General features: G+C 73.3%; 20 protein-coding genes. 10 read left to right on the forward strand and 10 right to left on the reverse strand.

Annotated features, from left to right (window positions below; all coding sequences use genetic code 11):
- Positions 1-4: 4 nt before the first annotated feature.
- Positions 5-253 carry a hypothetical protein gene (locus SCK26_RS07380; protein WP_318200452.1) on the reverse strand — a complete coding sequence of 83 codons (249 nt, stop codon included), beginning with the start codon at positions 251-253 and terminating at the stop codon, positions 5-7.
- Positions 254-580: 327 nt separating this feature from the next.
- On the opposite strand from SCK26_RS07380, the gene SCK26_RS07385 reads away from it, so the two are divergent.
- Both SCK26_RS07385 and SCK26_RS07390 read left to right on the forward strand, forming a co-directional pair.
- Entirely contained in the window at positions 581-3,493 is a 2,913-nt protein-coding gene (locus SCK26_RS07385) for a glycoside hydrolase family 48 protein (RefSeq protein WP_318200453.1), read from the forward strand.
- A 153-nt stretch (positions 3,494-3,646) separates the two neighbouring features.
- The gene (locus SCK26_RS07390; RefSeq protein ID WP_318200454.1) at positions 3,647-6,319 is read left to right on the forward strand and encodes a cellulose binding domain-containing protein; all 2,673 of its coding nucleotides are present in this window, start codon (positions 3,647-3,649) and stop codon (positions 6,317-6,319) included.
- A gap of 52 nt (positions 6,320-6,371) precedes the next feature.
- Here the strand turns inward: SCK26_RS07390 and SCK26_RS07395 are convergent, their stop codons facing one another.
- From SCK26_RS07395 to SCK26_RS07405, 3 genes are all read right to left on the reverse strand, one after another.
- Positions 6,372-7,085: a hypothetical protein gene (locus tag SCK26_RS07395; protein WP_318200455.1), complete on the reverse strand. Its 714-nt coding sequence runs from the start codon at positions 7,083-7,085 to the stop codon at positions 6,372-6,374.
- A gap of 103 nt (positions 7,086-7,188) precedes the next feature.
- On the reverse strand, positions 7,189-7,944 hold the full coding sequence (locus SCK26_RS07400) for a class I SAM-dependent methyltransferase (RefSeq protein WP_318200456.1): 756 nt from the start codon (positions 7,942-7,944) through the stop codon (positions 7,189-7,191).
- A gap of 5 nt (positions 7,945-7,949) precedes the next feature.
- Positions 7,950-8,255, reverse strand: coding sequence for a 4a-hydroxytetrahydrobiopterin dehydratase (locus SCK26_RS07405; protein WP_318200457.1), 306 nt, complete (start codon positions 8,253-8,255; stop codon positions 7,950-7,952).
- Positions 8,256-8,358: 103 nt separating this feature from the next.
- Between SCK26_RS07405 and SCK26_RS07410 the strand changes: the two genes are divergently transcribed.
- The 6 genes from SCK26_RS07410 (at position 8,359) to narI (ending at position 16,741) form a co-directional block, all read left to right on the forward strand.
- Positions 8,359-9,183 (forward strand): helix-turn-helix transcriptional regulator, encoded by an 825-nt coding sequence (locus SCK26_RS07410; protein WP_318200458.1) that lies wholly within the window; start codon positions 8,359-8,361, stop codon positions 9,181-9,183.
- A 103-nt stretch (positions 9,184-9,286) separates the two neighbouring features.
- Positions 9,287-10,150, forward strand: a complete 864-nt coding sequence (locus tag SCK26_RS07415) for a helix-turn-helix transcriptional regulator (protein WP_318200459.1) — start codon at positions 9,287-9,289, stop codon at positions 10,148-10,150.
- A gap of 99 nt (positions 10,151-10,249) precedes the next feature.
- The gene (locus SCK26_RS07420) at positions 10,250-13,933 is read left to right on the forward strand and encodes a nitrate reductase subunit alpha (protein WP_318200460.1); all 3,684 of its coding nucleotides are present in this window, start codon (positions 10,250-10,252) and stop codon (positions 13,931-13,933) included.
- A complete protein-coding gene (gene narH, locus SCK26_RS07425) occupies positions 13,933-15,528 on the forward strand; it encodes a nitrate reductase subunit beta (protein ID WP_318200461.1) in 1,596 nt (531 codons plus the stop codon). Before SCK26_RS07420 ends, narH begins: the two co-directional genes overlap by 1 nt.
- Positions 15,528-16,022 carry a nitrate reductase molybdenum cofactor assembly chaperone gene (gene narJ, locus SCK26_RS07430; RefSeq protein WP_318200462.1) on the forward strand — a complete coding sequence of 165 codons (495 nt, stop codon included), beginning with the start codon at positions 15,528-15,530 and terminating at the stop codon, positions 16,020-16,022. Before narH ends, narJ begins: the two co-directional genes overlap by 1 nt.
- Positions 16,019-16,741 (forward strand): respiratory nitrate reductase subunit gamma, encoded by a 723-nt coding sequence (narI, locus tag SCK26_RS07435; protein WP_318200463.1) that lies wholly within the window; start codon positions 16,019-16,021, stop codon positions 16,739-16,741. The genes narJ and narI overlap by 4 nt, the downstream gene beginning before the upstream one ends.
- Positions 16,742-16,805: 64 nt before the next feature.
- Here the strand turns inward: narI and SCK26_RS07440 are convergent, their stop codons facing one another.
- The 3 genes from SCK26_RS07440 to SCK26_RS07450 form a co-directional block, all read right to left on the reverse strand.
- Positions 16,806-17,231 (reverse strand): OsmC family protein, encoded by a 426-nt coding sequence (locus SCK26_RS07440; RefSeq protein ID WP_318200464.1) that lies wholly within the window; start codon positions 17,229-17,231, stop codon positions 16,806-16,808.
- 147 nt (positions 17,232-17,378) lie between these two features.
- Positions 17,379-19,529: a phage holin family protein gene (locus SCK26_RS07445; protein WP_318205948.1), complete on the reverse strand. Its 2,151-nt coding sequence runs from the start codon at positions 19,527-19,529 to the stop codon at positions 17,379-17,381.
- A 137-nt stretch (positions 19,530-19,666) separates the two neighbouring features.
- A complete protein-coding gene (locus tag SCK26_RS07450) occupies positions 19,667-20,098 on the reverse strand; it encodes a hypothetical protein (protein ID WP_318200465.1) in 432 nt (143 codons plus the stop codon).
- A gap of 84 nt (positions 20,099-20,182) precedes the next feature.
- Between SCK26_RS07450 and SCK26_RS07455 the strand changes: the two genes are divergently transcribed.
- Together SCK26_RS07455 and SCK26_RS07460 are read left to right on the forward strand one after the other, a co-directional pair.
- Positions 20,183-20,956, forward strand: coding sequence for an MBL fold metallo-hydrolase (locus SCK26_RS07455; RefSeq protein ID WP_318200466.1), 774 nt, complete (start codon positions 20,183-20,185; stop codon positions 20,954-20,956).
- Positions 20,953-21,573 (forward strand): DedA family protein, encoded by a 621-nt coding sequence (locus tag SCK26_RS07460; RefSeq protein ID WP_318200467.1) that lies wholly within the window; start codon positions 20,953-20,955, stop codon positions 21,571-21,573. Before SCK26_RS07455 ends, SCK26_RS07460 begins: the two co-directional genes overlap by 4 nt.
- Before the next feature lie 22 nt (positions 21,574-21,595).
- Here SCK26_RS07460 and SCK26_RS07465 read toward each other — a convergent pair whose 3' ends face one another.
- The 3 genes from SCK26_RS07465 to SCK26_RS07475 form a co-directional block, all read right to left on the reverse strand.
- Positions 21,596-22,645 (reverse strand): MBL fold metallo-hydrolase, encoded by a 1,050-nt coding sequence (locus SCK26_RS07465; protein ID WP_318200468.1) that lies wholly within the window; start codon positions 22,643-22,645, stop codon positions 21,596-21,598.
- A complete protein-coding gene (locus SCK26_RS07470; RefSeq protein ID WP_318200469.1) occupies positions 22,642-23,940 on the reverse strand; it encodes an aminotransferase class I/II-fold pyridoxal phosphate-dependent enzyme in 1,299 nt (432 codons plus the stop codon). The genes SCK26_RS07465 and SCK26_RS07470 overlap by 4 nt, the downstream gene beginning before the upstream one ends.
- A gap of 182 nt (positions 23,941-24,122) precedes the next feature.
- The gene (locus SCK26_RS07475; protein ID WP_318200470.1) at positions 24,123-24,881 is read right to left on the reverse strand and encodes a hypothetical protein; all 759 of its coding nucleotides are present in this window, start codon (positions 24,879-24,881) and stop codon (positions 24,123-24,125) included.
- Between the last annotated feature and the right edge of the window lie 69 nt (positions 24,882-24,950).

A 24,950-nucleotide genomic window follows, 5' to 3' on the forward strand; every position in this document is an offset into this window, starting at 1 on the left:
GGAACTACGGATGGACGGCGCGGGGGTGGTCGCGCGGCCCGGCGCCGTACGCGGCGGGTGTGCCGTCGCAGGCGGAGGCGGGGCGGGCGGCGGGGAGTCCGCCCGCCGGGTCGGTGGGTTCGCGGGTGTTCCACTGGCCGAGGCCGTCGCGGCACGCCGCCCCGCCGGAGCGGTGCGAGCCGGGCGGGCGGCGGCCGGCGCCGTCCGGCCGGAGTGCGGCCGGACCGGTGGCGCGGCCGGACCGGGTCCTCACCGGACCCTGGAAGTCCTTCGCCCACTGGCCGGCGACGGTTGCACGTACTGAACGCGGGGGGTGACGCATGAGCGAGTCCTCGCAGTGTGGCGCGTCCTGACGACGCGTCGACTGATGGAATCGCTCCCACTGGTTGCGAAGGAAGGTAGCGCCAACTGGCCGGAAAGCCCAGGGGGGTTGCTTTACTTTTTCGCGATCGGGCCGGTCGAATCTTTTCGCATCGTCTAGGTCTTGACCGTCCGTTACCTCGTCTTCACTATGGGAGCGCTCCCACTGGTTCAAGCCTTGACTTCTCCCCGAGCCGCAGCCGCAAGGAGGAACCAGCACATGGATCCTGGACGCAGACGCAGAACCGTGCGTCGGTTGTGGACGGCGGTGGCCGCCGCCGCGGCCCTGCCGCTGTCGATGCTCGCCACCGGCACGGAGACCGCCCACGCGGCCGCCGTGCAGTGCAGCGTCGACTACAAGACCAACGACTGGGGCTCGGGTTTCACCGCCGACCTCACGATCACCAACCGCGGTACGGACGCCGTCAACGGATGGACGCTGACGTACGCCTACGCGGGCAACCAGAAGCTGACCAGCGGCTGGAACGGGACCTGGTCCCAGTCCGGCCAGTCGGTCACCGTGAAGAACGCCTCGTACAACGGCGCCATCGCCGCGGGCGCCGCCGTCTCCACCGGCGCGCAGTTCACCTACAGCGGCGCCAACACCGCTCCCACGTCCTTCGCCGTCAACGGCACCACCTGTGCCGGCGCCCACCAGCCCCCGGTGACCGTGCTGACCAGCCCGAGCGCGGGCGCGGTCTACGGCCAGGGGGACGCCGTACCGCTCGCGGCGACCGCGGCGGCGGCCGACAACGCGACCATCAGCAAGGTGGAGTTCTACGACGACACCACGCTGCTGGGCACGGACACCAGCGCGCCGTACTCGCTCTCGGCGTCCAGTCTGGCCGTGGGCAGTCATTCCCTGGTGGCGAAGGCGTACGACAGCCTGGGCGCGTCCGGCACCTCCACGCCGGTGGGCATCACGGTGGCCTCCGGCCCCGCCGTGGTCGCCTCGCCGTCCCAACTGGGCGTGCAGCAAGGCAAGTCGGGCACGTTCTCGGTGAAGCTGTCCACGCAGCCGAGCGCGAACGTGACGGTGAGCACGGCTCGCACGGACGGCAACACCGGCCTGTCCGTGACCGGCGGTTCGTCGCTGACCTTCACCCCGTCGAACTGGAACACCGCGCAGACCGTGACCATCACGGCCGACTCCTCCGGCACCGGCAGCGCGACCTTCACCGCGTCGGCCACCGGCCACGCCAAGGCGACGGTCACGGTCACCGAGCTGCCCGCGGCGAAGGCGTACGACGCCCGCTTCCTCGACCTGTACGGGAAGATCACCAACCCGGCGAACGGCTACTTCTCCCCCGAGGGCATCCCGTACCACTCGGTGGAGACGCTGATCGTCGAGGCCCCGGACCAGGGTCACGAGACCACCTCCGAGGCGTACAGCTACCTGCTGTGGCTCCAGGCGATGTACGGCAAGGTCACCGGCGACTGGTCGAAGTTCAACGGCGCCTGGGAGATCATGGAGAAGTACATGATCCCCACGCACGCCGACCAGCCGACGAACTCCTTCTACAACGCCTCCAAGCCGGCCACCTACGCGCCCGAGTACGACACCCCGAACGAGTACCCGGCCAAGCTGGACACCTCGGTGTCGGTGGGCTCGGACCCGATCGCCGGTGAGCTGAAGAGCGCGTACGGCACGGACGACGTCTACGGCATGCACTGGATCCAGGACGTGGACAACGTCTACGGCTACGGCAACGAGCCCGGCAAGTGCGAGGCCGGCCCGACCGCCACCGGACCGTCGTTCATCAACACCTTCCAGCGCGGCTCGCAGGAGTCCGTCTGGGAGACGGTCCCGCAGCCGACCTGCGACGCCTTCAAGTACGGCGGCAAGAACGGCTACCTGGACCTGTTCACCGGCGACAGCTCCTACGCCAAGCAGTGGAAGTACACCAACGCCCCCGACGCGGACTCCCGCGCCGTGCAGGCCGCCTACTGGGCGAACCTGTGGGCCAAGCAGCAGGGCAAGAGCGGGGACGTGTCCGCGACGGTCGCCAAGGCCGCCAAGATGGGCGACTACCTGCGGTACGCGATGTACGACAAGTACTTCAAGAAGATCGGCAACTGCACGAGCCCGTCCTGCCCGGCCGGTACCGGCAAGGACGCCTCGCACTACCTGCTGTCCTGGTACTACGCCTGGGGCGGCGCCACGGACACCTCCGCCGGCTGGGCCTGGCGGATCGGCTCCAGCCATGTCCACGGCGGCTACCAGAACCCCCTGGCCGCCTACGCGCTCAGCTCCGTCGCCGACCTGAAGCCCAAGTCGGCCACCGGCGCCACCGACTGGAGCAAGTCGCTCCAGCGGCAGCTGGAGTTCTACCAGTGGCTCCAGTCGTCCGAGGGCGGCATCGCGGGCGGCGCGACCAACAGCTGGGCCGGCCGCTACGCCAGCCCGCCCACCGGCACCTCCACCTTCTACGGCATGGCCTACGACCCGGCTCCCGTCTACCACGACCCGCCGTCCAACCAGTGGTTCGGCTTCCAGGCGTGGTCGATGGAACGGGTCGCCGAGTACTACCAGCAGACCGGGAACGCCCAGGCCAAGGCGATCCTCGACAAGTGGGTGAAGTGGGCGCTGTCCAAGACCACGATCAACCCGGACGGCACCTACCGCATCCCCTCCACCCTCCAGTGGTCGGGCCAGCCCGACACCTGGAACGCCTCCAGCCCCGGCTCCAACAACGGGCTGCACGTCACGGTCGCCGACTACACCGACGACGTCGGAGTGGCCGCCTCCTACGCCAAGACGCTGACGTACTACGCCGCCAAGTCCGGTGACGCGACGGCCAAGTCCACGGCGAAGGCGCTGCTGGACGGCATGTGGAACAACTACCAGGACAGCCTCGGTGTCGCCGTGCCGGAGACCCGGACCGACTACAGCCGGTTCAACGACAGCGTGTACGTGCCGAGCGGCTGGACCGGCACCATGCCGAACGGCGACGCGATCAACTCCTCGTCCACGTTCTCCTCGCTCCGGTCCTTCTACAAGAGCGACCCGAACTGGTCGAAGATCGAGGCCTACCTCAAGGGCGGCGCAGCGCCCGTGTTCACGTACCACCGCTTCTGGGCCCAGGCGGACATCGCCACGGCCATGGGCTCGTACGCGGAGCTGCTCGAATAGTCCCCGCCGGCGCTCCGTGTACCCGGCCCCGCCACAGGGCGGCGGGGCCACCCGGGCCGGGCGGCCCCCGACCGCACAGGGGGGCCGCCCGGCCCGTCCGCACCACCACCTCCGTGACCTTTTCGCGTCTCCGTCAGGAAAGGCAGCCCCACCGTGCGCAGAACCCGCATCCTCGTGGCCGCGTTCTCGCTGGCCGCCGGACTGCTCGCCGGCACCCCGCCCGCACTGGCCGCGGCCACGTCCGCCCCGCCACTGGCCGCCGACACCTACACCTGGAAGAACGCCCGGGTCGACGGCGGGGGCTTCGTCCCCGGGATCGTCTTCAACCGCACCGAGAAGAACCTGGCCTACGCCCGCACCGACATCGGCGGCGCCTACCGCTGGCAGCAGTCGACCAAGACCTGGACCCCGCTGCTGGACTCGGTCGGCTGGAACGAGTGGGGCCACACCGGCGTGGTGAGCCTCGCCTCCGACCCGGTCCAGCCGGACAAGGTCTACGCGGCCGTCGGGACGTACACCAACAGCTGGGACCCCACCGACGGAGCGGTGCTGCGCTCCGCCGACCGGGGCGCGAGCTGGCAGAAGACCGACCTGCCGTTCAAGCTCGGCGGCAACATGCCCGGCCGCGGCATGGGCGAGCGGCTGGCGGTCGACCCGAACAAGAACAGCGTGCTGTACCTGGGCGCGCCGAGCGGCAAGGGCCTGTGGCGGTCGACGGACTCCGGGGTGACCTGGTCGCAGGTGACGAGCTTCCCCAACCCCGGCACCTACCGGCAGGACCCGAGCGACACCAGCGGATACGCGAGCGACAACCAGGGCATCGTCTGGGTCACCTTCGACGAGTCGACCGGCACGTCCGGGACCGCGACGAAGATCGTCTACGTGGGCGTCGCCGACAAGGACAACGCGGTCTACCGCTCGACGGACGCGGGCGCCACCTGGACGAGGCTCGCGGGCCAGCCGACCGGATACCTGGCGCACAAGGGCGTCCTGGACGCCGTGAACGGGTACCTGTACCTCGCCTACAGCGACACGGGCGGCCCCTACGACGGCGGCAAGGGCCGGCTGTGGCGGTACGCGACGGCCACCGGCACCTGGACCGACATCAGCCCGGTCGCGGAGGCGGACACCTACTTCGGCTTCAGCGGACTGACGGTCGACCGGCAGCACCCGTCCACCCTCATGGCCACCGCCTACAGCTCCTGGTGGCCGGACACCCAGTTGTTCCGGTCCACCGACAGCGGCGCCACCTGGACGAAGGCCTGGGACTACACGTCGTACCCCGACCGCGCCAACCGCTACACCATGGACGTGTCCTCATCGCCGTGGCTCACCTTCGGCGCGCACCCCTCGCCGCCCGAACAGAGCCCGAAGCTCGGCTGGATGACGGAGGCGCTGGAGATCGACCCGTTCGACTCCGCCCGCATGATGTTCGGCACGGGCGCCACGGTCTACGGCACCGAGGACCTCACGAAGTGGGACAGCGGCGGACAGTTCAGTGTGAAGCCGATGGTGCGGGGCCTGGAGGAGACGGCGGTGAACGACCTCGCCGCCCCGCCCTCCGGCGGCGCCCGGCTCTTCAGCGCCCTCGGTGACATCGGCGGCTTCCGGCACACGGACCTGACCGCGGTGCCGTCCATGATGTACACCTCGCCCACCTTCACCACGACCACCGGCCTGGACTTCGCCGAGGCGAACCCGGACACGGTGGTCCGCGTCGGCGACCTGGACTCCGGCCCGCACATCGCGTTCTCCACGGACAACGGCGCCAACTGGTTCGCCGGCACGGACCCTTCGGGGGTCTCGGGCGGCGGGACGGTCGCGGCGGCGGCGGACGGCAGCCGGTTCGTGTGGAGTCCGGCCGGCACCGGCGTGCGCCACACCACGGGCTTCGGCACCTCCTGGGCGGAGTCGGCCGGCATCCCGGCGGGCGCGATCGTCGAGTCCGACCGCGTCGACGCGAAGACCTTCTACGGCTTCAAGTCCGGGAAGTTCTACGTCAGCACGGACGGCGGGGCGACCTTCACCGCCTCGGCCGCCACGGGCCTGCCGAGCGGGGACAGCGTGCGCTTCAAGGCGCTGCCCGGCACCAGGGGCGACGTATGGCTGGCCGGCGGAGCGGCGGACGGCGCCTACGGGCTGTGGCACTCCACCGACGGCGGCGGGAGCTTCACCAAGTCGGCGAACGTGCAGCAGGCCGACACCATCGGCTTCGGCAAGGCCGCGCCGGACGCCTCGTACCAGACGCTGTACACCAGCGCGAAGATCGGCGGGGTGCGCGGCATCTTCCGGTCCACGGACAAGGGCGCGTCCTGGACCCGGATCAACGACGACGCCCACCAGTGGGGCTGGACCGGCGCGGCCATCACGGGTGATCCTCGGGTGTACGGCCGGGTGTACGTGTCGACGAACGGCCGGGGCGTCATCTACGGCGACACCTCCGACACGAGCGGCGGAGGCGGCGGAGACGGAGGCGGCGGCACGGACCCGACGCCGGTGCCCACGGGTGCCTGCACCGTCAGCTACAAGATCACCAATCAGTGGGCCGACGGCTTCCAGGCCGACGTGCGGCTCACCAACACCGGCTCGGCGGCCTGGAACGGCTGGTCCCTCGGCTGGTCCTTCGCCGACGGCCAGAAGGTCACGCAGATGTGGAACGCCGGCTACAGCCAGTCCGGCACCGCGGTCACGGTGAAGAACGTGAGCTGGAACGGCACCGTGGCGGCGGGCTCGTCGGTGGCCTTCGGCTTCACGGGCAGCCGGGCGGGTACGAACACCGTACCGGCCTCGTTCAAGCTGGGCGGCCAGAGCTGCGCGGCCGCCTGACCATCGGCCCGGCGGGGGTGCCGTCCACGAGCGGCATCCCCGCCGCGGCCCGCTACCCGACGGTCCCGGTGAAGATCGACGCGTCCGAGTCGAAGTCGGGACTGACCTCGATCTGGACGAGCTTCTCCGACTTGGGCAGTTCGCAGCCCCAGGGCACGTTCAGGGAGCGGCCGGGGAGCAGCTTGGTCTCCGGGCCGCCGTCCAGGCCCGCGTCGGAGTCGAACACCGAGTCGCTGCTCTTGCCGTCCTGTCCGTAGGAGCAGTTGACGGTGAGCTGGGTGACGTCGAGGGCCTTCTTACCGCCGTTCTTCACCTTGACGGTGAACTTGAGGTACGGCGTGTTCTCCGGCTCGGCGTACTCGCCGGTGACGGACCGCTTGAGCCCGAAGAGGGCGACCTCGGTGTCCGGTTCGTAGACGGCGGTGTCGTCCAGGGCGTAGACCCCGTCCTCGTCAGCGGCGTCGCCGCTGTCCGCTTCGTCCGCGGCGTCCGCGTTCTCCGCGTCGTCGTCGGCCGCCGTCGCGTCCTCGCCGGTCCCCTCCGCGCCGTCGTCCGCGGCGGCGGTCTTGGTGACGGTGGCGGTGGGCGCCGGCTTCGCCTCGGCGTCTCCGTCGACGCCCGCCGTGATCAGGGCCGAGACCGCGGCGGCGACGACGGCCGCCGCCACGGCGATGAGCGCGGTGCGGGATTTCCTCGGCGGTACGGGCGGCGGAGGGACCGGCGGTCCGTAGCCCGGCATGGGCGGTGGTGTGAAGTCGGTGCTCATGGGCCCCCCAGGGACGTGCTGTGTGATCTTCGCATCATCCCCGCTCCAAGCGGAATGTGAAAACCCTGTGATGGAATCGTGTCCCTGGCCCGAAGTCGCGACCTCAGGCCGAGGCCGGTGCTGCTTTCCGGAACGCGCGCACGCCGAAGACCGGGTCGGCGCGCGGGCGGTCCTGGTCGGGAAGTCCGGCCAGGTGCGCGGCGAACTCCTCGGTGCGCGGCTCGCCGGGCGGCAGCAGGGTGAACCAGCCCCGGCGCAGGTCGGCGATGGTGCCACGGGGGCTGCGGCCCTGTCCGGGGCTGCGGAAGGAGCCGTGCCCGGCGGGCCGCAGCCCGTGCCGGGCGGCCTCGGCGGTGACGGTGCCGGGGGCGTCGGGCGCGGGCCGGCGCGGGCGGTCGGCGAGGACGGCGTCGATGTCGCTGCCGACGTCGTGCGCGGCGGCCTTGTCGACGGTGGTGACGTACACCCCGCCGGGCCGCAGCACCCGGGCGCACTCGGCGACGACCGCGCGCAGGTCCCGTGGGTCGTACAGCAGGTGCAGCAGCCAGATGGTGGTGACGGCGTCGAACGTGCCGTCGGGAAAGGGCAGTCGGCGGCTGTCGGCCCGGACGATCGCGCCGGGCAGCCGCGCCGCCGCCCGGCGGGCCATGGCGGGAGTGAGGTCGGCGCCGGTCACCCGCAGCCCGGGGCGCGCGACGGCGAGCCGCCGGGTGACGCTGCCGGTGCCGCAGGCGATGTCGAGGAGGCGTCCGGGTCCGGGCGGTATCAGGCCGAGGACGGTGTGCGCGGCGGCCTCGGCGCGGGCCTCGCCGCCGCGGGAGGCGTCGTAGTCGGCGGCTTCCTTCTCGTAGTCGAGCACATCGTTCAGTGTGCTCCGTGGCCTGGGGCGATGTCCTCCACCCTGCGGGCGAGTTCGAAGTCCTTGGCGGTGAGCGCGCCGCCCGCGCTGTGGGTGTGCACGCGCAGGGACACCGTGTCGTAGCCGAGGGTCAGGTCGGCGTGGTGGTCCAGCTCGTCCTGGATGCCGGCGATGTGCACCACCAGCGCCGTGGCCGCGAAGTGCGAGGCGAGCCGGTAGGAGCGGCCGAGCCGCCCGTCGAGCACCGACCAGCCCCGCAACGCGGCCAGGCGGTCCTCGATCTCCTGCTGCGACAGCGGTTCCACGGCCATGACCGTTCGCTCCCTTCCGTGTCCGGGGGTACGGACCCAGCCTGCCACGCGGGCGCCGCGGGCGGCCGGGCGACGCGTGTCCGGCTCGACTAGGGTCGCTCGTATGACCGTTGCCGCCTCCCCTCCCTCCGTCCCCACCGGCGTCGGCCGGGGTGCCGGCCCGTTGCTGCGCGCCTGGCGCGAGCGGCGGCGGATCTCCCAGCTGGAACTGGCGCTGCGCGCCGACTCCTCGGCGCGGCACATCAGCTTCATCGAGACCGGACGGTCCCGGCCGAGCGAGGAGATGGTGCTGCGGCTGGCCGAGCGGCTCCAGGTGCCGGTGCGCGAGCGCAACGCGCTGCTGCTGGCGGCCGGTTACGCGCCGCGCTATCCGGAGACCCCGTTGGACGATCCGGCGCTGGACGCGCTGCGGGACGGGCTGGAGCGGCTCATCCGGGGCTACGAGCCCTATCCGGCGCTGGTGGTCGACGCCGGTTACACGGTCGTCGCCGCGAACCGGGGCATCGCCGTACTGCTGGAGGGGGTGCCGGAGAAGCTGATGAGCCCGGCGCCGAACGCGATGCGGCTGACGCTGCACCCGGAGGGGCTGGCGCCGCGCATCCGGAACCTGCGGGAGTGGCGCGGGCACCTGCTGGCCCAGATGGAGCGGGAGATCGCCCTGCACCGCTCCGACCGCTTGCGCGCGCTGTACGAGGAGGTGGCGGCGTACCCGGTGCCGCCGGAGGAGCCCGGCGCCGAACCGGCCGAGCCGGTACCGTACTTCGCGCTGCCGCTGCGGGTGGAGCACGCCGGGCGGGTCCTGTCGTTCGTGTCCTCGATCTCCACGTTCAACACACCGATGGACATCACGGTCGCCGAACTGGCCATTGAAACCTTCCTCCCGGCGGACCGCGCGACCGCCGCCCACCTGCGCGCCCTCGCCGACTGACCGGACTCCGGCTCCCTCCACCCGCGTCGGCCATATGTGCGAAAGCGCGATCGCATGGCAGACTGCTGCCCGCGTTCATCGGCACGTAGGGGAGGGCGTGGCTGTGAGTGAGCGGCGGGCCGCGCCCACCGTGGGGCAGGTGGTGCTCGGCAAACGGCTGCAGGAGCTGCGGGAGACCGCGGGGCTCAGCCGTGACGAGGCCGCCCGGGTCCTCCGGGTCACGTCGGCGACCGTACGGCGGATGGAGACGGCCGAGGTCTCGCTGAAGATCCCCTACGTACAGGTGCTGCTGACCACCTACGGGGTGCCGGACGAGGAGGCCGAGGCGTTCGTCCGGCTGGCCGAGGAGGCGAACCAGCCGGGCTGGTGGCAGCGGTTCCACGACGTGCTGCCGGACTGGTTCAGCCTGTACGTCAGCCTGGAGGGCGCGGCCCGGATCATCCGCTCCTACGAGCCGCACTTCGTGCCCGGCCTGCTCCAGACCGAGGACTACGCGCGAGCGGTGATGGAGGCCGGCACCATCGGGCACACCTCCCCCCAGACGGTCGACCGGCATGTGTCGCTGCGCATGGAACGGCAGCGGCTGCTGGACCGCGCCGATCCGCCCCACCTGTGGGTGATCATGGACGAGACGGTGCTCCGGCGCCCGGTGAGCACGCACCCGAAGGTGCAGCGCGACCAGCTCGACCGGCTGCTGGAGTACGCCGAACGGGACCGGGTGACGCTCCAGGTCGCCGAGTTCGCGGCCGGCCCGCACCCGGGGACGTACGCGCCGTTCACGCTGTTCCGGTTCGCCGAGCCGGAGCTGCCGGACATGGTGTTCACCGAGTACCTGACCGGCGCGCTGTACCTGGACGCGCGCCGGGAGGTGGCCGCGCACCTGGAGGTGCTGGACCACATGACGGCCCGGGCCGCGTCCGCCCAACGCACCCTGAAGCTGCTGCGGGAGTACCGCGAGCGCCTGTGACCCGGCCCGCCGTCCGGCGTGACCCGTACGGGTCTGCGGACAGGTGGCCTCCCGGGGCAGCCCCTAGGTTCTGAGTACGGGGTGAACCGAGGAGCGCACGTGACCGACACGCGGAGACCGCCCAGGGAGCCCGGCGCGGCCCTGCTGGCCGCCGGCCGCTTCTTCCGGCCCGGCACGCCCACGCCCGACCTGCACGGCGTCACACTGACCGGCGGCCGGCAGGGGGACGCCTTCTACCGGGACCGGTGGAGCCACGACAAGGTGGTGCGCTCCACCCACGGGGTGAACTGCACCGGCTCCTGCCGCTGGAAGGTGTATGTCAAGGACGGGATCATCACCTGGGAGACCCAGGAGACGGACTATCCGTCGGTGGGCCCGGACCGGCCCGAGTACGAGCCGCGCGGCTGCCCCCGCGGCGCCGCGTTCTCCTGGTACACCTACTCCCCCACCCGGGTGCGCTACCCCTACGTCCGGGGCGTCCTGCTCCAGATGTACCGGGAGGCGAAGCAGCGCCTCGGGGATCCGGTGCTGGCCTGGGCGGACATCCAGAGCGACCCCGAGCGGCGCCGCCGTTACCAGCGGGCGCGCGGCAAGGGCGGACTGGTGCGGGCGCGCTGGGAGGAGGCGGTGGAACTGGTCGCCGCCGCGCAGGTGCACACCATCAAGACCCACGGCCCCGACCGGATCGCCGGGTTCTCCCCGATCCCGGCGATGTCGATGGTGTCGCACGCGGCCGGCGCCCGCTACCACTCGCTGATCGGCGCGGCCATGCTGTCGTTCTACGACTGGTACGCCGACCTCCCGGTGGCCTCCCCGCAGGTCTTCGGCGACCAGACGGACGTACCGGAATCCGGCGACTGGTGGGACGCCGCCTATCTGATCATGTGGGGCTCCAACGTCCCGGTGACCCGCACCCCGGACGCGCACTGGATGGCGGAGGCCCGCTACCGCGGCCAGAAGGTCGTGGTGGTCGCGCCGGACTACGCGGACAGCGCCAAGTTCGCCGACGCGTGGCTGCACCCGCACCCGGGCACGGACGGCGCGCTGGCCCTGGCGATGGGCCATGTGATCCTCAAGGAGTTCTTCGTCGACCGGCAGACGCCGTTCTTCACCGACTACGTACGGAAGTTCACCGACCTGCCGTTCCTGGTGACGCTCGCCGAGCGGGACGGGGCGTGGGTGCCGGCGAAGTTCCTGCGCGCCGACGGCATCGGCCGGACCGGGGAAGGCGCCGAGTGGAAGACGGTCGTCCTGGACGAGACGACCGGCCGCGCGGTGGTCCCGGGCGGCTCCCTGGGCTTTCGCTGGACCGACTCCGGCGAGGGCCGGTGGAACCTGGACCTCGGTGACATCCGGCCCCGGTTGAGTCTGTACGGCAGCGAGGTCGCGGTGCCGGTGGAAGTGCTGCTGCCCCGGTTCGACACCGACGGCGGGACGCACGGACAGGGACGCGGTGAGGTGCTGCGGCGCAGCGTGCCCGCCACCCGGCTGGGCGGCGCGGACGGCCCGCTGGTGACGACCGTCTACGACCTGCTGCTGGCCCAGTACGGGGTCGGCCGGCCCGGGATGCCCGGCGACTGGCCCGCCTCCTACGACGACGGCCGCGCGCCGGCCACGCCCGCCTGGCAGGAGACGCACACCTCCGTCCCGGCCGCCCAGTGCGTGCGCATCGCCCGGGAGTTCGCGCGGACCGCCGAGCGCTCCCGGGGCCGCTGCATGATCATCATGGGCGCGGGCACCAACCACTGGTTCCACTCGGAGACGATCTACCGCGCCTTCCTGGCGCTGCTCCAGCTCACCGGCTGCCAGGGCCGCAACGGCGGCGGCTGGGCGCACTACGTGGGCCAGGAGAAGTGCCGTCCGGTGACCGGCTGGGCGACGCTGGCCGCCGCCTCCGACTGGTCCCGCCCGCCCCGGCAGGCGATCGGCACCGGGTACTGGTACCTGCACACCGACCAGTGGCGCTACGACCGCTTCGGCGCCGACGTGCTGGCCTCGCCGCTCGGTGAGGGCCGCTTCGCCGGGATGACCGCCGCGGACTGCCTGGCGCTGTCCGCCCGCGCCGGCTGGATGCCGTCGTACCCCACCTTCGACCGCAACCCGCTCGACCTGGGCGCGGTGAGCGGCGATCCGGTGGCGAAGGCGGTGGCCGGGCTGCGCGCGGGCACCCTGAGGTTCGCCTGCGAGGACCCGGACGCCCCGGAGAACTGGCCGCGGGTGCTGACCCTGTGGCGGGCCAATCTGCTGGGCTCGTCGGCCAAGGGCGCCGAGTACTTCACCCGGCATCTGCTGGGCACCCACTCCTCGCTGCGGGCCGAGGAGGCCGCGCCCGGCGAGCGCCCGAGGGACGTGACCTGGCGGGAGCGGGCGCCGGAGGGCAAGCTCGACCTGCTGCTGTCGCTGGACTTCCGGCACACCTCCTCCACGCTGCTGTCGGACGTGGTGCTGCCGGCGGCGACCTGGTACGAGAAGCACGATCTGTCCTCCACCGACATGCACCCCTTCGTGCACTCCTTCACCCCGGCCGTGGACCCGCCCTGGCAGGCCCGCACCGACTTCGACACCTTCAAGGCGCTCGCGGAGAAGCTGAGCGAGCTGGCGGTGGACCACCTCGGCGTCCGCAAGGACCTGGTGGCGAGTCCGCTCCAGCACGACACCCCGGGCGAGATCGCCCAGCCGGGCGGGGTGGTGCGGGACTGGAAGGACGGCGCGTGCGAGCCCGTGCCCGGCAGGACCCTGCCGAACCTGACCGTCGTGGAGCGCGACTACACCGCCGTCGGCGCCAAGTTCGCCGCGCTCGGCCCGCTGGCGGAGAAGCTCGGCCTGCCCGTCAAGGGCATCGTCCTGCGGCCGGACGAGGAGGTGGCGCGGCTCAGGGAGACGAACGGCACCGGCTATCACGGGCGGCCCTCGCTCGATACGGCCGTGAAGGCGGCGAACACCATCCTCGCCCTGTCCGGCACCACCAACGGCCGCCTGGCCACGGAGGGTTTCCGCACGCTGGAGCGGCGCACCGGGCAGCGGATGGCCCACCTCGCCGCCGAGCACGAGGGCAAGCGGGTCACGTACGCCGACACCCAGGCGGCACCCGTGCCGGTGATCACCTCGCCGGAGTGGTCGGGCAGCGAGTCCGGCGGCCGGCGCTACACGGCCTTCACGCTCAACACCGAGCACGGCAAGCCCTGGCACACCCTCACCGGCCGTCAGCACTTCTTCCTCGACCACGACTGGATGCACGAACTCGGCGAGGCGCTGCCGGTGTACCGGCCGCCGCTGGACATGCACCGGCTGTTCGGCGAGCCGCGCCTCGGCCCGGACGGCCAGCGGGAGGTGACGGTGCGTTACCTCACTCCGCACAACAAGTGGTCGATCCACTCCGAGTACCAGGACAACCTGTTCATGCTGGCCCTCTCCCGGGGCGGGCAGACCATCTGGATGTCGCCGCAGGACGCCGACGCGATCGGAGTGCGGGACAACGACTGGGTGGAGGCGGTCAACCGCAACGGCGTGGTGGTGGCCCGGGCGATCGTCTCCCACCGGATGCCGCCCGGCACCGTCTACATGCACCACGCGCAGGAGCGCACGGTGAGCGTGCCGAGGACGGAGACCACCGGGATGCGCGGCGGCATCCACAACTCCCTGACCCGGCTGCTGCTCAAGCCGTCCCACCTGATCGGCGGATACGCCCAGCTGTCCTGGGCGTTCAACTACCTGGGCCCGACGGGCAACCAGCGCGACGAGGTGACCGTGATCCGGCGCCGCGGCCAGGAGGTCGAGTACTGATGCGCCCGATGGCCCAGATCGCGATGGTGATGAACCTCGACAAGTGCATCGGCTGCCACACCTGTTCGGTGACCTGCAAGCAGGCGTGGACCAACCGGCGCGGCATGGAGTACGTCTGGTTCAACAACGTGGAGACCCGGCCAGGACAGGGCTATCCGCGCCGCTACGAGGACCAGGAGAAGTGGCGCGGCGGCTGGGAGCTGAACCGGCGCGGCGCGCTCCGGCTCAAGGACGGCGGCCGGTTCAAGAAGCTCGCCGGGATCTTCTCCAACCCCCGGCTGCCCGAGGTCAAGGACTACTACGAACCCTGGACGTACGAGTACCGCAACCTCACCGACGCCCCGCTCGGCGACGACTACCCGGTGGCCCGGCCGGTGTCGTCGATCACCGGTGAGCCGATGAAGATCGAGTGGTCGTCGAACTGGGACGACAACCTCGGCGGCGCTCCCGCCTACGGCGACCTGGACCCGATGGTGGAACGCCTGCGCCGGCAGGCTTCCGACAAGGTGCGGTTCGCCTACGAGCAGGCGTTCATGTTCTATCTGCCGCGGATCTGCGAGCACTGCCTGAACCCGTCGTGCGTGGCCTCCTGCCCGTCCGGGGCGATGTACAAGCGGGCCGAGGACGGCATCGTGCTGGTCGACCAGGACCACTGCCGGGGCTGGCGGATGTGCGTGACCGGATGCCCGTACAAGAAGGTGTACTTCAACCACGCCACCGGCAAGGCCGAGAAGTGCACCCTGTGCTACCCGCGGATCGAGGTCGGCCTGCCGACGGTGTGCTCGGAGACCTGTGTGGGCCGGCTGCGCTATCTCGGCGTGCTGCTCTACGACGCCGACAAGGTGACCGCCGCGGCCTCGGCACCGGACGAGAAGGACTTGTACGAGGCCCAGTTGGGAGTGTTCCTCGACCCGGACGACCCCGGGGTGCTGCGCGCCTGCGAGGACGCGGGCATCCCGCGCGACTGGACCGAGGCCGCCCGGCGCTCTCCCGTGCACGCGCTGATCAGCCGGTACCGGGTGGCGCTGCCGCTGCATCCCGAGTACCGGACGATGCCGATGGTCTGGTACATCCCGCCGCTGTCACCGGTGGTGGACGCGCTGGCCGAGACCGGGCACGACGGGGAGGACGCGGGCAATCTGTTCGGCGCCATCGACACCCTGCGCATTCCGCTGGAGTACCTGGCGGAGATGTTCACGGCGGGCGACACCGGACCGGTGCGGTCGTCGCTGGAGAAGCTCGCCGCGATGCGCTCCCACATGCGGGCCGTCAACCTCGGCGAGGTCCCCGACCCGGCGATCGCCGCGTCGGCCGGACTGCGCCCGGCCGACGTCGAGGCCCTGTACCGGCTGCTGGCGATCGCCAAGTACGAGGAGCGGTACGTCATCCCGACCGCCGCCCTCGGGGACGCCCGCCGGCTGGAGGAGTCGGCGGTGCCCGAGGAGTGCAGTCTCGACGTCGCGGGCGGGCCCGGCATGGGCGGCGACGGTCCGTTCGGCCGGGACTCCGGCCGCCGGCGGCTTCCGCTGGTGTCCGTGGAGAACTTCCACCTGCTGCGCGGGCGGCAGACCTCGGACGACGCGGAGGACGCCTGATGCCCTCGGACACGGTGCTCTACCAGGCGGCGGCCCTCTGCCTGACCTACCCGGACGACGACCTGATCGCCCGGCTGCCGCTGCTGCGCGAAGCCGCTCCGCAGCTACGGGAGTTCGCCGACCACGCGGCCCTCACCCCGCTGCTGGACCTGGCCGCCCACTACGTGCAGGTCTTCGACCTCAAGAACCGGCACAGCCTGTACCTGAGCTGGTGGCAGGACGGCGACACCCGGCGGCGCGGGATGTCCCTGGTGCGCTTCAAGGACGTCTACCGCCGGCACGGCCTGGAGTTCAGCGGCGAGGAACTGCCGGACTTCCTGCCGGCGGTGCTGGAGTTCACCGCGCGGACCGGCGACACCGGCCTGCTGACCGAACACCGCGCCGGGCTGGAGCAGTTGCGCACCCGGCTGACCGCCTGCGGCACACCGTACGCGGGCGTCCTGGACGCGGTGTGCGCCGCCCTGCCCGCCTGTCGACCGGGGGTACGCCGATGACCGTCCTCCTCTGGGGCGCCCTGCCCTACACCGCCTTCGCCCTGCTGGTGGCCGGCCTTCTCTGGCGCTACCGCTACGACAAGTACGGCTGGACCACCCGCTCCTCGCAGATGTACGAGTCACGGCTGCTGAACACCGCCTCCCCGGTCTTCCACTACGGCATCCTGTTCGTGCTGGCCGGACACCTGGTGGGGCTGTTCGTGCCGGTGTCCTGGACGGAGGCGTTCGGTGTGGGCGAGCACACCTACCACCTGCTGTCGCTGTACGGCGGGACGGCGGCCGGGGCGCTGGCGGTCGCCGGGATCGGGCTGCTCGTCTACCGCCGCCGCACCCGCGCCCCCGTCTTCCGGGCCACCACGGCCAACGACAAGGCGATGTACGTGCTGCTGGTCGGCGCGATCGTGCTGGGCATGGTCGCCAAGCTGATGCACACCGGTGGCGACGGATACGACTACCGGCACACCATCGCGCCCTGGGCGCGCAGCCTGTTCACGCTCCGGCCGGAGACGGAGCGGATGACGGGCGTGCCGGTGCTGTACCAGGTACACGCGGTGGTCGGCATGGTCCTGATCGCGTTCGTGCCGTACAGCCGGCTGGTGCACATGTTCAGTGCGCCGGTGCGGTACCTGTTCCGGCCGTACGTCGTCTACCGGACCCGGGACCCCCGGCAGCTCGGCCCGCGGCCGGAGCGGCGGGGCTGGGAGCGCCTGGGCGGCTGAGCGGCCCGGACACGCCGCGGGCCGCGCCCGGTGCGAGGGCGCGGCCCGCGGGTGCGGACGAGCGTCAGGCCAGCTCGGCCGTCAGGGTGATGGTCGTACCGCTCAGGGCCTGGCTGACCGGGCAGTTCTTCTTGGCGTCCTCGGCGGCCGAGGCGAAGCCGTCCGCGTCCAGGCCGGGCACCTCGCCGCGCACGGTGAGGTGGATGCCGGTGATGCCCTCGCCCGGCTGGAACGTCACGTCGGCCTTGGTCTCCAGCCGGGTGGGCGGGGTGCCGGCGCCGGCCAGGCCGTGCGAGAGGGCCATGGAGAAGCAGCTGGAGTGGGCGGCGGCGATCAGCTCCTCGGGGCTGGTCTTGCCGTTGGCCTGCTCGGCGCGCGAGGGCCACGACACCGGCTGCTGGCCGATGCCGGAGGAGTCGAAGGTGACGACTCCGTTGCCTTCGAGCAGGTTGCCTTCCCAGACGGTGTGGGCGGTGCGCGTGGTTGCCACGATGCTTCCTTTCACGAGGGTCGCGGTCTCCGGGGTTCCCGGTGCCCCCCTATCCGATCACATCCCGCCTCGTCCCACTCCGAAGACCGGCCCACGGGGGGTGAACGGCAGGTGATGACCCGGCGGCCGGACGCCCACCGGGCGTCCTCAGGCGGCGCGTTCCTCCTCCGCGGCGGGCGTCAGCGGCACCTGCGGGCCGTTCAGTTCGGCCAGCCAGCGGCGCAGGACGTGGTGGATCTGCTCGGCGCCGGCCGGCTCCGTGCCGTCGGCGGTCGGCGGCGAGAGGTCCACCGGGGAGAGCAGGAACGGGCGGGACTGGGCGCCGCCGAGGCCGCCGTGGGAGCCGATCTGCTCCTCGAAGGCGAGGACCTCGCCGTCGGCGGGGTCGTAGGCCGAGTTGACCATGATGTCGGCGGTGTGCGGGAAGGCGTGGGTGCGGCGGACGGCGTCGGCGGCGCCGGGGCCGAAGCGGGCCAGCGGGCCCGGCTCGTCGTCCAGCCGGTCCAGCGGTATCTCGGCGCCGTGCGCGCCGAGCACCACGCCGCCGTGCTCTTCGCTGCGCACCAGCAGGAAGCCGATGCCGGGATGGTTGGCGAGGGTGGTGAGCAGGGCGGGGTGGCGGGCGTCGATCTCCTCCTTGGTCATCCGGTGCGGGACATCCGGGAAGGAGACCAGGCCGAGGTTGCCGGAGGCCAGCACGACCGGCTCGCGGCGGCGGGCCGGGCGGTGGTGCTCGCCCTTCTCCTCCACCGGGCGGCGCAGCGCGGCGCGGACGGCGGCGCGGGCCTCGGCGCCGCTGTGGGTCTGCTCGGCCCGGCGCGGCACCGGCAGTCCGCAGCCGGCCCGGACCAGGTCGCCGAGGCCGAGGCCGTAGCGGGCGCGGAACGTTTCGCCGGGACTCTGTCCGTGGTCGGACAGGACGACGATCCGGTAGGGGCGCGGGGCGTGTTCGGCGACGCGTTCCACCAGGGCCAGACAGCGGTCCAGGCGCTGGAGGACCTTCTCGGCGTCGCGGCCGCGCGGGCCGGAGTGGTGGGCGACCTCGTCGTAGGCGACCAGGTCGGCGTAGACGGCGGTGCGGCCGGCGAGCATGTCGCCCATGACCGCGGCGACGACCACGTCGCGTTCGACGACGGTGGCGAAGGCCCGCACGAAGGGGTAGAGGCCCCCACGGCCGACCCGCGGACGCTGCCGGCTCAGCCGGGCCCGGGTGGACTGGCCGATCTCGCGGGCCACCTCGGCGACGAAGGACAGGGCGGTGCGGACGGCGTTCGCGGGGTCGGAGAAGTAGGCGAAGTAACCGGCCCGGGAGCGGTTGTCCCGGCCGCGGCGGCGGGTGGCGATGGACAGCACGAGCGCCTGTTCGCCGGCGCCGCCGCTGAAGAGGTTGCCGCGGCTGGCGCCGTCGACGGCGAGCAGTCCGCCGTCCCCGGTCCGCAGGGCGGCGCGGCGCTGGAGCTCGGCCGCGCTGGTCGGCCGGTTGCAGACCATCACCTCGCCGCGGTCCTTCTCGTACCAGCGGAAGGCCGGCACGTCGAAGGTGCTGCCGTGCAGGATGCCGAGCTGGCTGGCCCCGGTCTGGCTGGACCAGTCGGTACGCCAGGGGGTGAGGCGGTGGGTCGGGGCGTGGACGGGGTGAGGAGTGCCGGGTGCGGCTGCCGGACGCGGGCCGTCGCCGGCCGGCCGTATGCCCTTGGCGGTCGGCCGTGTGTTCTCGTCCGAGGACAGCCAGCGGGCGACCGTCGGCATCAGGCCCCGCCGGACCGCGTCGGTGAGGACGTCGTGGCCGACGCCGTCGAGCTGGACGCAGACCAGGCCGGGAGCGGTGGGGCAGGGCGGGTGGGCGCGGCGGCCGCGGGTGGCGAGGCGGTGCAGCCGGCGGCGGTAGGCCTCGTCGTCGCGCACGGCGAGGGCCGCGCCGGTCGCGGAGGCTACGGCGGACATCACCGCGGCCACGATGACGGCGGTCTCCGGCGCCGCCTCGCCCCGCCCGGAAGGATTGACGCGCAGGGCGAGCAGCAGCAGGGAGCCGTTGAGGAAGAAGACCAGCAGGCCGAGGACCAGCGCGGGCACGAGCAGCAGCAGGCGGACCAGCAGCGGCCAGACCACGGCCGACAGGACGCCGAAGGCACCGGCACCGCAGGCTGCGGCGAACGCGATACGGGTGACGCTGTCGCCGTCGGCGGACTGGAGCCGGAAGTCGGGCAGCAGACCGGCGAGGATCAGCATGGTGACCGTGGAGACCGCCCATACGGCGACGCTCCGTCCGACCTGACCGGCGATCCGCCGCCACCGCATGCCCCGCACGCCGTACACCTCACACCCCGGCCCGTCCCCGCCCTCGGGCCGGAAGGAGCCTCCTTGCGCTTCACCGGGCCGGTCGGGCCCCGCTCCACCTTGTCACACGGGACGCGGGCGGCCCGGACGGGCCGGGGTCAGCGGCCGTCGTAGCCGGCCGTCGGCATGGAGAGGCGGCGGTGCACCCGGGCCTTCATCTGCGCGTCGTACGACGGCTCGGCGCGCCCCACCGTCTCCACGCGCACGCCCCGGCGCGCGCACTCGGCGGTGAACTCCTCCACCGAGGACAGGGCCCGGCGCAGCACCCGGAGGCTGGGCGCGACGAACACGTCCACTCCGGGGCGCACGCCTTCCCACAGCGCGCAGTGGTCGAAACGGAGACCGCCGACGAGGAGTTCCCGGGCGATGACATAGCCGTGTTCGGCGGCCCAGCGGGCGCACATGGCGTGCTGGCTGCGGGAGTCCACGAGGAAGGGATCGGCCTCCAGCTCCTCCAGGGGCGTCAGGCTCGCGATGGCGGTGACCCGCACCGGCGTGAGCGTGCCGAACACACCTCGCGGCTGTCTCATGGCGTCCCCTCACCTCCGGTTTTCGCCGCCGACCCTACTCCTGCCCGTAGGCTTCGGGGAGTCGCGTGAAGGAGGCGGAAGAAGGTGCCGGTGGAGATCACCTGGTGGGGTCACGCCACCTGTGTGGTGGAGGATACGAACATCAGGGTGCTCACCGATCCCCTGTTCGCCCGCCGGCTGGCGCATCTGCGCCGCCGCAGGGGTGCCGTGCCGCCCGCCGGGGCCCGCCGCGCGGACCTGGTGCTGGTCTCCCATCTGCACGCCGACCATCTGCACGTGCCGTCGCTGGCCTGCCTCGCCCCGGGCACGCGCCTGCTCGTGCCTCGGGGCGCACCACGGGCGGTGCCCGGACTGCGCCGGCTGCGGCGGCTGCGGATCACCGAGGTGGTGCCGGGGGACGAGGTGCGGATCGGCGGCGTGCGGGTCCGGGTGGTGCCGGCGCTGCACGACGGGCGCCGGCTGCCGGTGGGCCCGCGCCGCTGTCCCGCGCTGGGATACGTGGTGGAGGGCGAGGCGCGCACCTACTTCGCCGGTGACACCGGGCTGTTCGACGAGATGGCCGAGCGGGTCGGGCCGGTGGACGCGGCGCTGCTGCCGGTGGGCGGCTGGGGACCGTATCTCGGGGAGGGGCACCTCGACGCGGGACGGGCGGCGCGGGCGCTGGCCCGGCTGGCGCCGCGGATCGCGGTCCCGGTGCACTACGGCACGTACTGGCCGGTGGGCATGGACGCGGTGCGCCCGCACGAGTTCCACGCGCCGGGCGACGAGTTCGTACGGCTGGCGGCGCTGGCCGCGCCCGGGGTCGCGGTGCACAAGCTGGGGCACGGCGAGAGCGTGCGGCTGGAGGTCGCGCGGTGACGCTGCTCGCCGAGGCGTCGCGAGCCGCGACGACCGGGTCCGCGCAGCAGGCGGTGGGCTATCCGTCGCTGTTCCTGCTGGTGCTGATCGGGGCGCTGGTGCCGGTGGTGCCGACGGGCGCGCTGGTGAGTTCGGCGGCGGTGGTGGCGTTCCACCGGTCCGCGCCGTTCGCGCCGGCGCTGGTGTTCGTGACGGCGTCGCTGGCCGCGTTCCTCGGGGACGCGGCGCTGTACTGGCTGGGGCGGCGCGGGATGCGGTCCCGGAACGGGTCGCGGTGGCTGGCGGCGATCCGGTCGCGGGCGCCGGAGGAGCGGCTGGCGCAGGCGCGCCGGAAGCTGGCCGAGCACGGGGGCACCGTGCTGGTGCTCTCCCGGCTGGTGCCGGGCGGACGGATACCGGTGATGCTCGCGTGTCTGCTGGCGGAGTGGCCGCCGCGGCGGTTCGCGCGCGGCAACCTGCCCGCGTGTCTGGCCTGGGCGGCCACGTACCAGGTGATCGGTGTGGTGGGGGGTTCGCTGTTCGAAAAGCCGTGGGAAGGGGTCGTGCTGGCGGTGGTGCTGACCGTCGTCGTCGGTGCGGCGCCCGGGGTGTGGCGGCGGGTCCGGGCCGCCGGCTGAGGGCGCGCCGTGCCGGGTCCCCTCACTCCAGCACTTTCGAAGCGCCGATCGGCAGGTCCCACAGGTTCTCCCGCTCCAGCCCCGCCTTCTCCCAGGCGTCCCGCACCCGGGTGAGCGGTTCCAGGACCGGTTCCGCCGAGAGGATGAACGTGCCCCAGTGCATGGGCGCCATGCGGCGGGCGCCGAGGTCCACAGTGGCCCGGACCGCCTCCTCGGGGTCGCAGTGGACGTCGCTCAGCCACCAGCGGGGGTCGTAGGCGCCGATGGGCATCAGGGCGAGGTCGATGCCGGGATAGCGGCGGCCGATGCGGGAGAACCAGTGGCCGTAGCCGGTGTCCCCGGCGAAGTAGAGGCGCTGTCCGTCGGGTGCGGTGAGCACCCAGCCGCCCCACAGACTGCGGCAGGTGTCGGTGAGAGTGCGCTTGGACCAGTGGTGGGCGGGGACGAAGTCGAAGCGGGTGCCGGACAGTTCGGCGCCCTCCCACCAGTCCAGCTCGGTGACACGGGTGAACCGGCGGCGGCGGAACCAGCGGCCGAGGCCCGCGGGCGCGAACACCGGGGTGTCGCGCGGGAGCCGGCGCAGCGTGGGCGCGTCCAGGTGGTCGTAGTGGTTGTGGCTGATGACGACGGCGTCGACGGTGGGCAGGGCCTCCCAGGGCACGCCGACGGGGGTGACACGGGCCGGGGTGCCGAGGATGCGGCGGGACCAGACGGGGTCGGTGAGAACGGTGAGCCCGCCGATCCGGACGATCCAGCTGGCGTGTCCCGCCCAGGTGACGGCGAGGGTGCGGGTGCCGACGCGGGGCAGCGGGCCCGGCTCGTACGGCAGCCGGGGGACGTCGGCGAGGCCGTCGGGGCCGGGGCGCACGGCGCCTTCGCGGGCGAACCGGGCGAGGGCCTTCAGACCGGGCAGGGGCGCGGTCAGCCGGTCGTGGAAGGTGCGCGGCCAGACCCGGTGTTCGCCCAGCGGGCGGGGCTCGGCCGGCGGGGGGAAAGGGCCGGCGAGGGGGGCGGGCGCACCGGACACCGTGGTCGTCGCGGCCGGTCCGGGCTCATGCGTCTGCTGCGTCATCGAGGAGGCTCCCATCGCTGAGCGTCATCGCGGAGATCGTCGAAGGCCGACCTCAAGGAGGCCAACGCGCGTCGCACGTGTGGCAGTTCCAGCGGGGCGGGGGACGCGAGGCTCTCGGCGCGCTCCTCGTCCGTGCCGCCCAGCAGCGGGCCGGTGGAGAGCCGTACGCGCAGTGCCCCGAGGTCGTCGCCGAAGCGGTGGCCGCCGGGCGCGGGCATGCCGAGCCGGGCGGTGAGGAGGTCCTCCAGGTCCTGGGCGTCGCCGACGCCCAGGCCGGCGAGCGGTTCGCGCAGCGGCCCGAGGTCGGCGTACAGGTGGCGGCCGGCCTGCGGGGGCCGGACGAGCGCGCCGGCGGCGACCAGGTCGGCGTGCGCGGCGGCGGCCACGCGCGCGTGCAGCCGGACGGCGGCCTCGCGGCGCTCGGTGACGGGCGGGGGCTCGTCGAGGGCGTAGCAGGCGGCCGCGGCGACCGGGACGGCGAGCCGCGCGTCGAGCGCGGTGAGGATGTCGAGCACGCGCGCGTGGAGGCGCTTTCCGGCGGCGGTGGCGGGGAAGCGGGCGACGGCGGCGGGCCAGCCGGCCGGCAGCAGGGCGCCGGCCAGGTCGGTGACGACGGTGACCTCGTCGGGCCACATCTCGGCCGGGCTGAGCAGGACGGTGCCGTGCGGCGCGTGCAGGGTGTCCCGCCAGGTCTCGTCGCTGACCAGGTGGAGACCCTCGGCGGTGGCGGCCTCCACGGCCTCGTGCAGCAGTTCGGGCGGAGCGACGGTGGCGGTGGGGTCGTCGGCGACGGACAGCACCAGCAGCCGCGGGTCGCCGCCCTCGGCGCGGAGCCGGCGGACGGTCTCCAGCAGGGCGTAGGGGTCGGGGACGCCGCCGCTCTCGGCGGGGGTCGGGACATGGAAGACGGGCCGGCCGAGGAGCCGGGCGTACGGCGCCCACCAGGCGGCGCAGGGGCGGGGTACGAGGATGTCGCCGCCGTCGCCGGCCAGCGCGGCGGTCAGGGCGAGCAGCAGGGCGGGGGCGCCGGGGGCCGCGGCGATCCGATCGGGGACGCAGGGCAGTCCGCGCCGGGTCCAGTAGCCGCAGGCCGCCTCCAGCAGGGCGGGGGCGCCGCCGGCGGGCTGGGCGTCGGCGCGGCCGGCCGCGGCGGCGAGCACGGCGGAGAGTCCGGGCGGCACGGGCAGGCCGTCGCCGGGCAGCGGCGGGCCGTAGCGGACGGGGCCGTGGTCCTCCCGGCGGCGGGCGGGGCCGTGGCCGTCCCGGCGGTCCCGCTCGGGGTCCGTCCGCCGCATGTCCGCCTCCGCGAGTCCGTGGTGCCTCGTGCCGCCCTGCCCGGGCCGTACGTTCCGTGTCCGGGCGTTCCTCGTCCGGTGGTCGCGCGGCGGAGGGTGCCGGTGGGGCCGCCGGTGGAGGTCCCGGGACGCCGTATACCCGTCCTGCGGCTCTCCATGGGAGGCGGCCGGTGTCGCCGGGGTCACATCTCGGCGGACTGGTCCGCCGCGAGGCGCGTGCGGCCGTACACGCGGTAGCCGGCGCCCGCGCAGGCGGCGGCGATCAGGACGGCACCGGCGGCGAGTGCGGGCACCGATGCGCCGAAGGCGCCGCCCGCTCCCGCGTCCACGCCGTGCTGGACGCCGGCCGGCCGGCAGGTGTCGGTGTCGCGGCCCTCACGGCAGGCGTGGCCGTCGTCGGAGCAGTCCGCGTCACGGGACTGTCCGCACCGGCGGCCGTCCTGCCCGCCGCCGTCCGGGCTCCCGCCGTCCCGTCCGCCACCGCCCGGACCTCCGTCGGCCTGTCCCGCCTCCTCCCGTCCGCCGGTGTCCTGTCCCCCGCCGGTCTGCCCGCTCCCGTCCCACCCCGGACCGTCCGGCCCCCCGACCTGTCCGGTGCCCTCCCGCGCCGAGCCGTCCCACCCGGTACCGTCCGGCCCCGCCGCCTCCTTCCCCGGGCCTCCCACGGCTCCCGCGTCCGGCACGCCGCCGCCGTCCGGCACCGCCGGCTCGCGCCCGCCGGCCCCCGGGGAGGTGTCCTCGCACCCGGGGTCGGCCGCGCTCTTGTCGCCGGGGACCATGGGCGCGGCACCGAGGGCGCCCGGTACCGGCACGGGCCCGGTGAGGGGGTCGCAGGACGCCGGGAGCGGAACCGGGGCGGCGGTCGCGGCGGGCCCGGTCAGGGCGAGCACGGCACCGGCGGCGAAGGCGACGGACAGGGCGGCGCGGGCGGTGCGGCGCATGGGCGGGGCTCCTCGCGGTGCGGCGGGCGGTCGGACGGCCGTACGCCGGCGCACCGGTACCACGGCGAC

The sequence above is a fragment of the Streptomyces sp. SCL15-4 genome, from assembly GCF_033366695.1.
In the GTDB taxonomy this organism is placed as follows: Bacteria; Actinomycetota; Actinomycetes; order Streptomycetales; family Streptomycetaceae; genus Streptomyces.

Bases quoted from the DNA above. Each gene is read 5' to 3' on its own strand.
- SCK26_RS07385 (WP_318200453.1), top strand. From the start codon at position 581: ATGGATCCTGGACGCAGACGCAGAACCGTGCGTCGGTTGTGGACGGCG.
- SCK26_RS07395 (WP_318200455.1), bottom strand. From the start codon at position 7,085: ATGAGCACCGACTTCACACCACCGCCCATGCCGGGCTACGGACCGCCG.
- SCK26_RS07405 (WP_318200457.1), bottom strand. From the start codon at position 8,255: ATGGCCGTGGAACCGCTGTCGCAGCAGGAGATCGAGGACCGCCTGGCC.
- SCK26_RS07410 (WP_318200458.1), top strand. From the start codon at position 8,359: ATGACCGTTGCCGCCTCCCCTCCCTCCGTCCCCACCGGCGTCGGCCGG.
- narH (WP_318200461.1), top strand. From the start codon at position 13,933: ATGCGCCCGATGGCCCAGATCGCGATGGTGATGAACCTCGACAAGTGC.
- narJ (WP_318200462.1), top strand. From the start codon at position 15,528: ATGCCCTCGGACACGGTGCTCTACCAGGCGGCGGCCCTCTGCCTGACC.
- narI (WP_318200463.1), top strand. From the start codon at position 16,019: ATGACCGTCCTCCTCTGGGGCGCCCTGCCCTACACCGCCTTCGCCCTG.
- SCK26_RS07445 (WP_318205948.1), bottom strand. From the start codon at position 19,529: ATGCGGTGGCGGCGGATCGCCGGTCAGGTCGGACGGAGCGTCGCCGTA.
- SCK26_RS07450 (WP_318200465.1), bottom strand. From the start codon at position 20,098: ATGAGACAGCCGCGAGGTGTGTTCGGCACGCTCACGCCGGTGCGGGTC.
- SCK26_RS07465 (WP_318200468.1), bottom strand. From the start codon at position 22,645: ATGACGCAGCAGACGCATGAGCCCGGACCGGCCGCGACGACCACGGTG.
- SCK26_RS07470 (WP_318200469.1), bottom strand. From the start codon at position 23,940: ATGCGGCGGACGGACCCCGAGCGGGACCGCCGGGACGGCCACGGCCCC.
- SCK26_RS07475 (WP_318200470.1), bottom strand. From the start codon at position 24,881: ATGCGCCGCACCGCCCGCGCCGCCCTGTCCGTCGCCTTCGCCGCCGGT.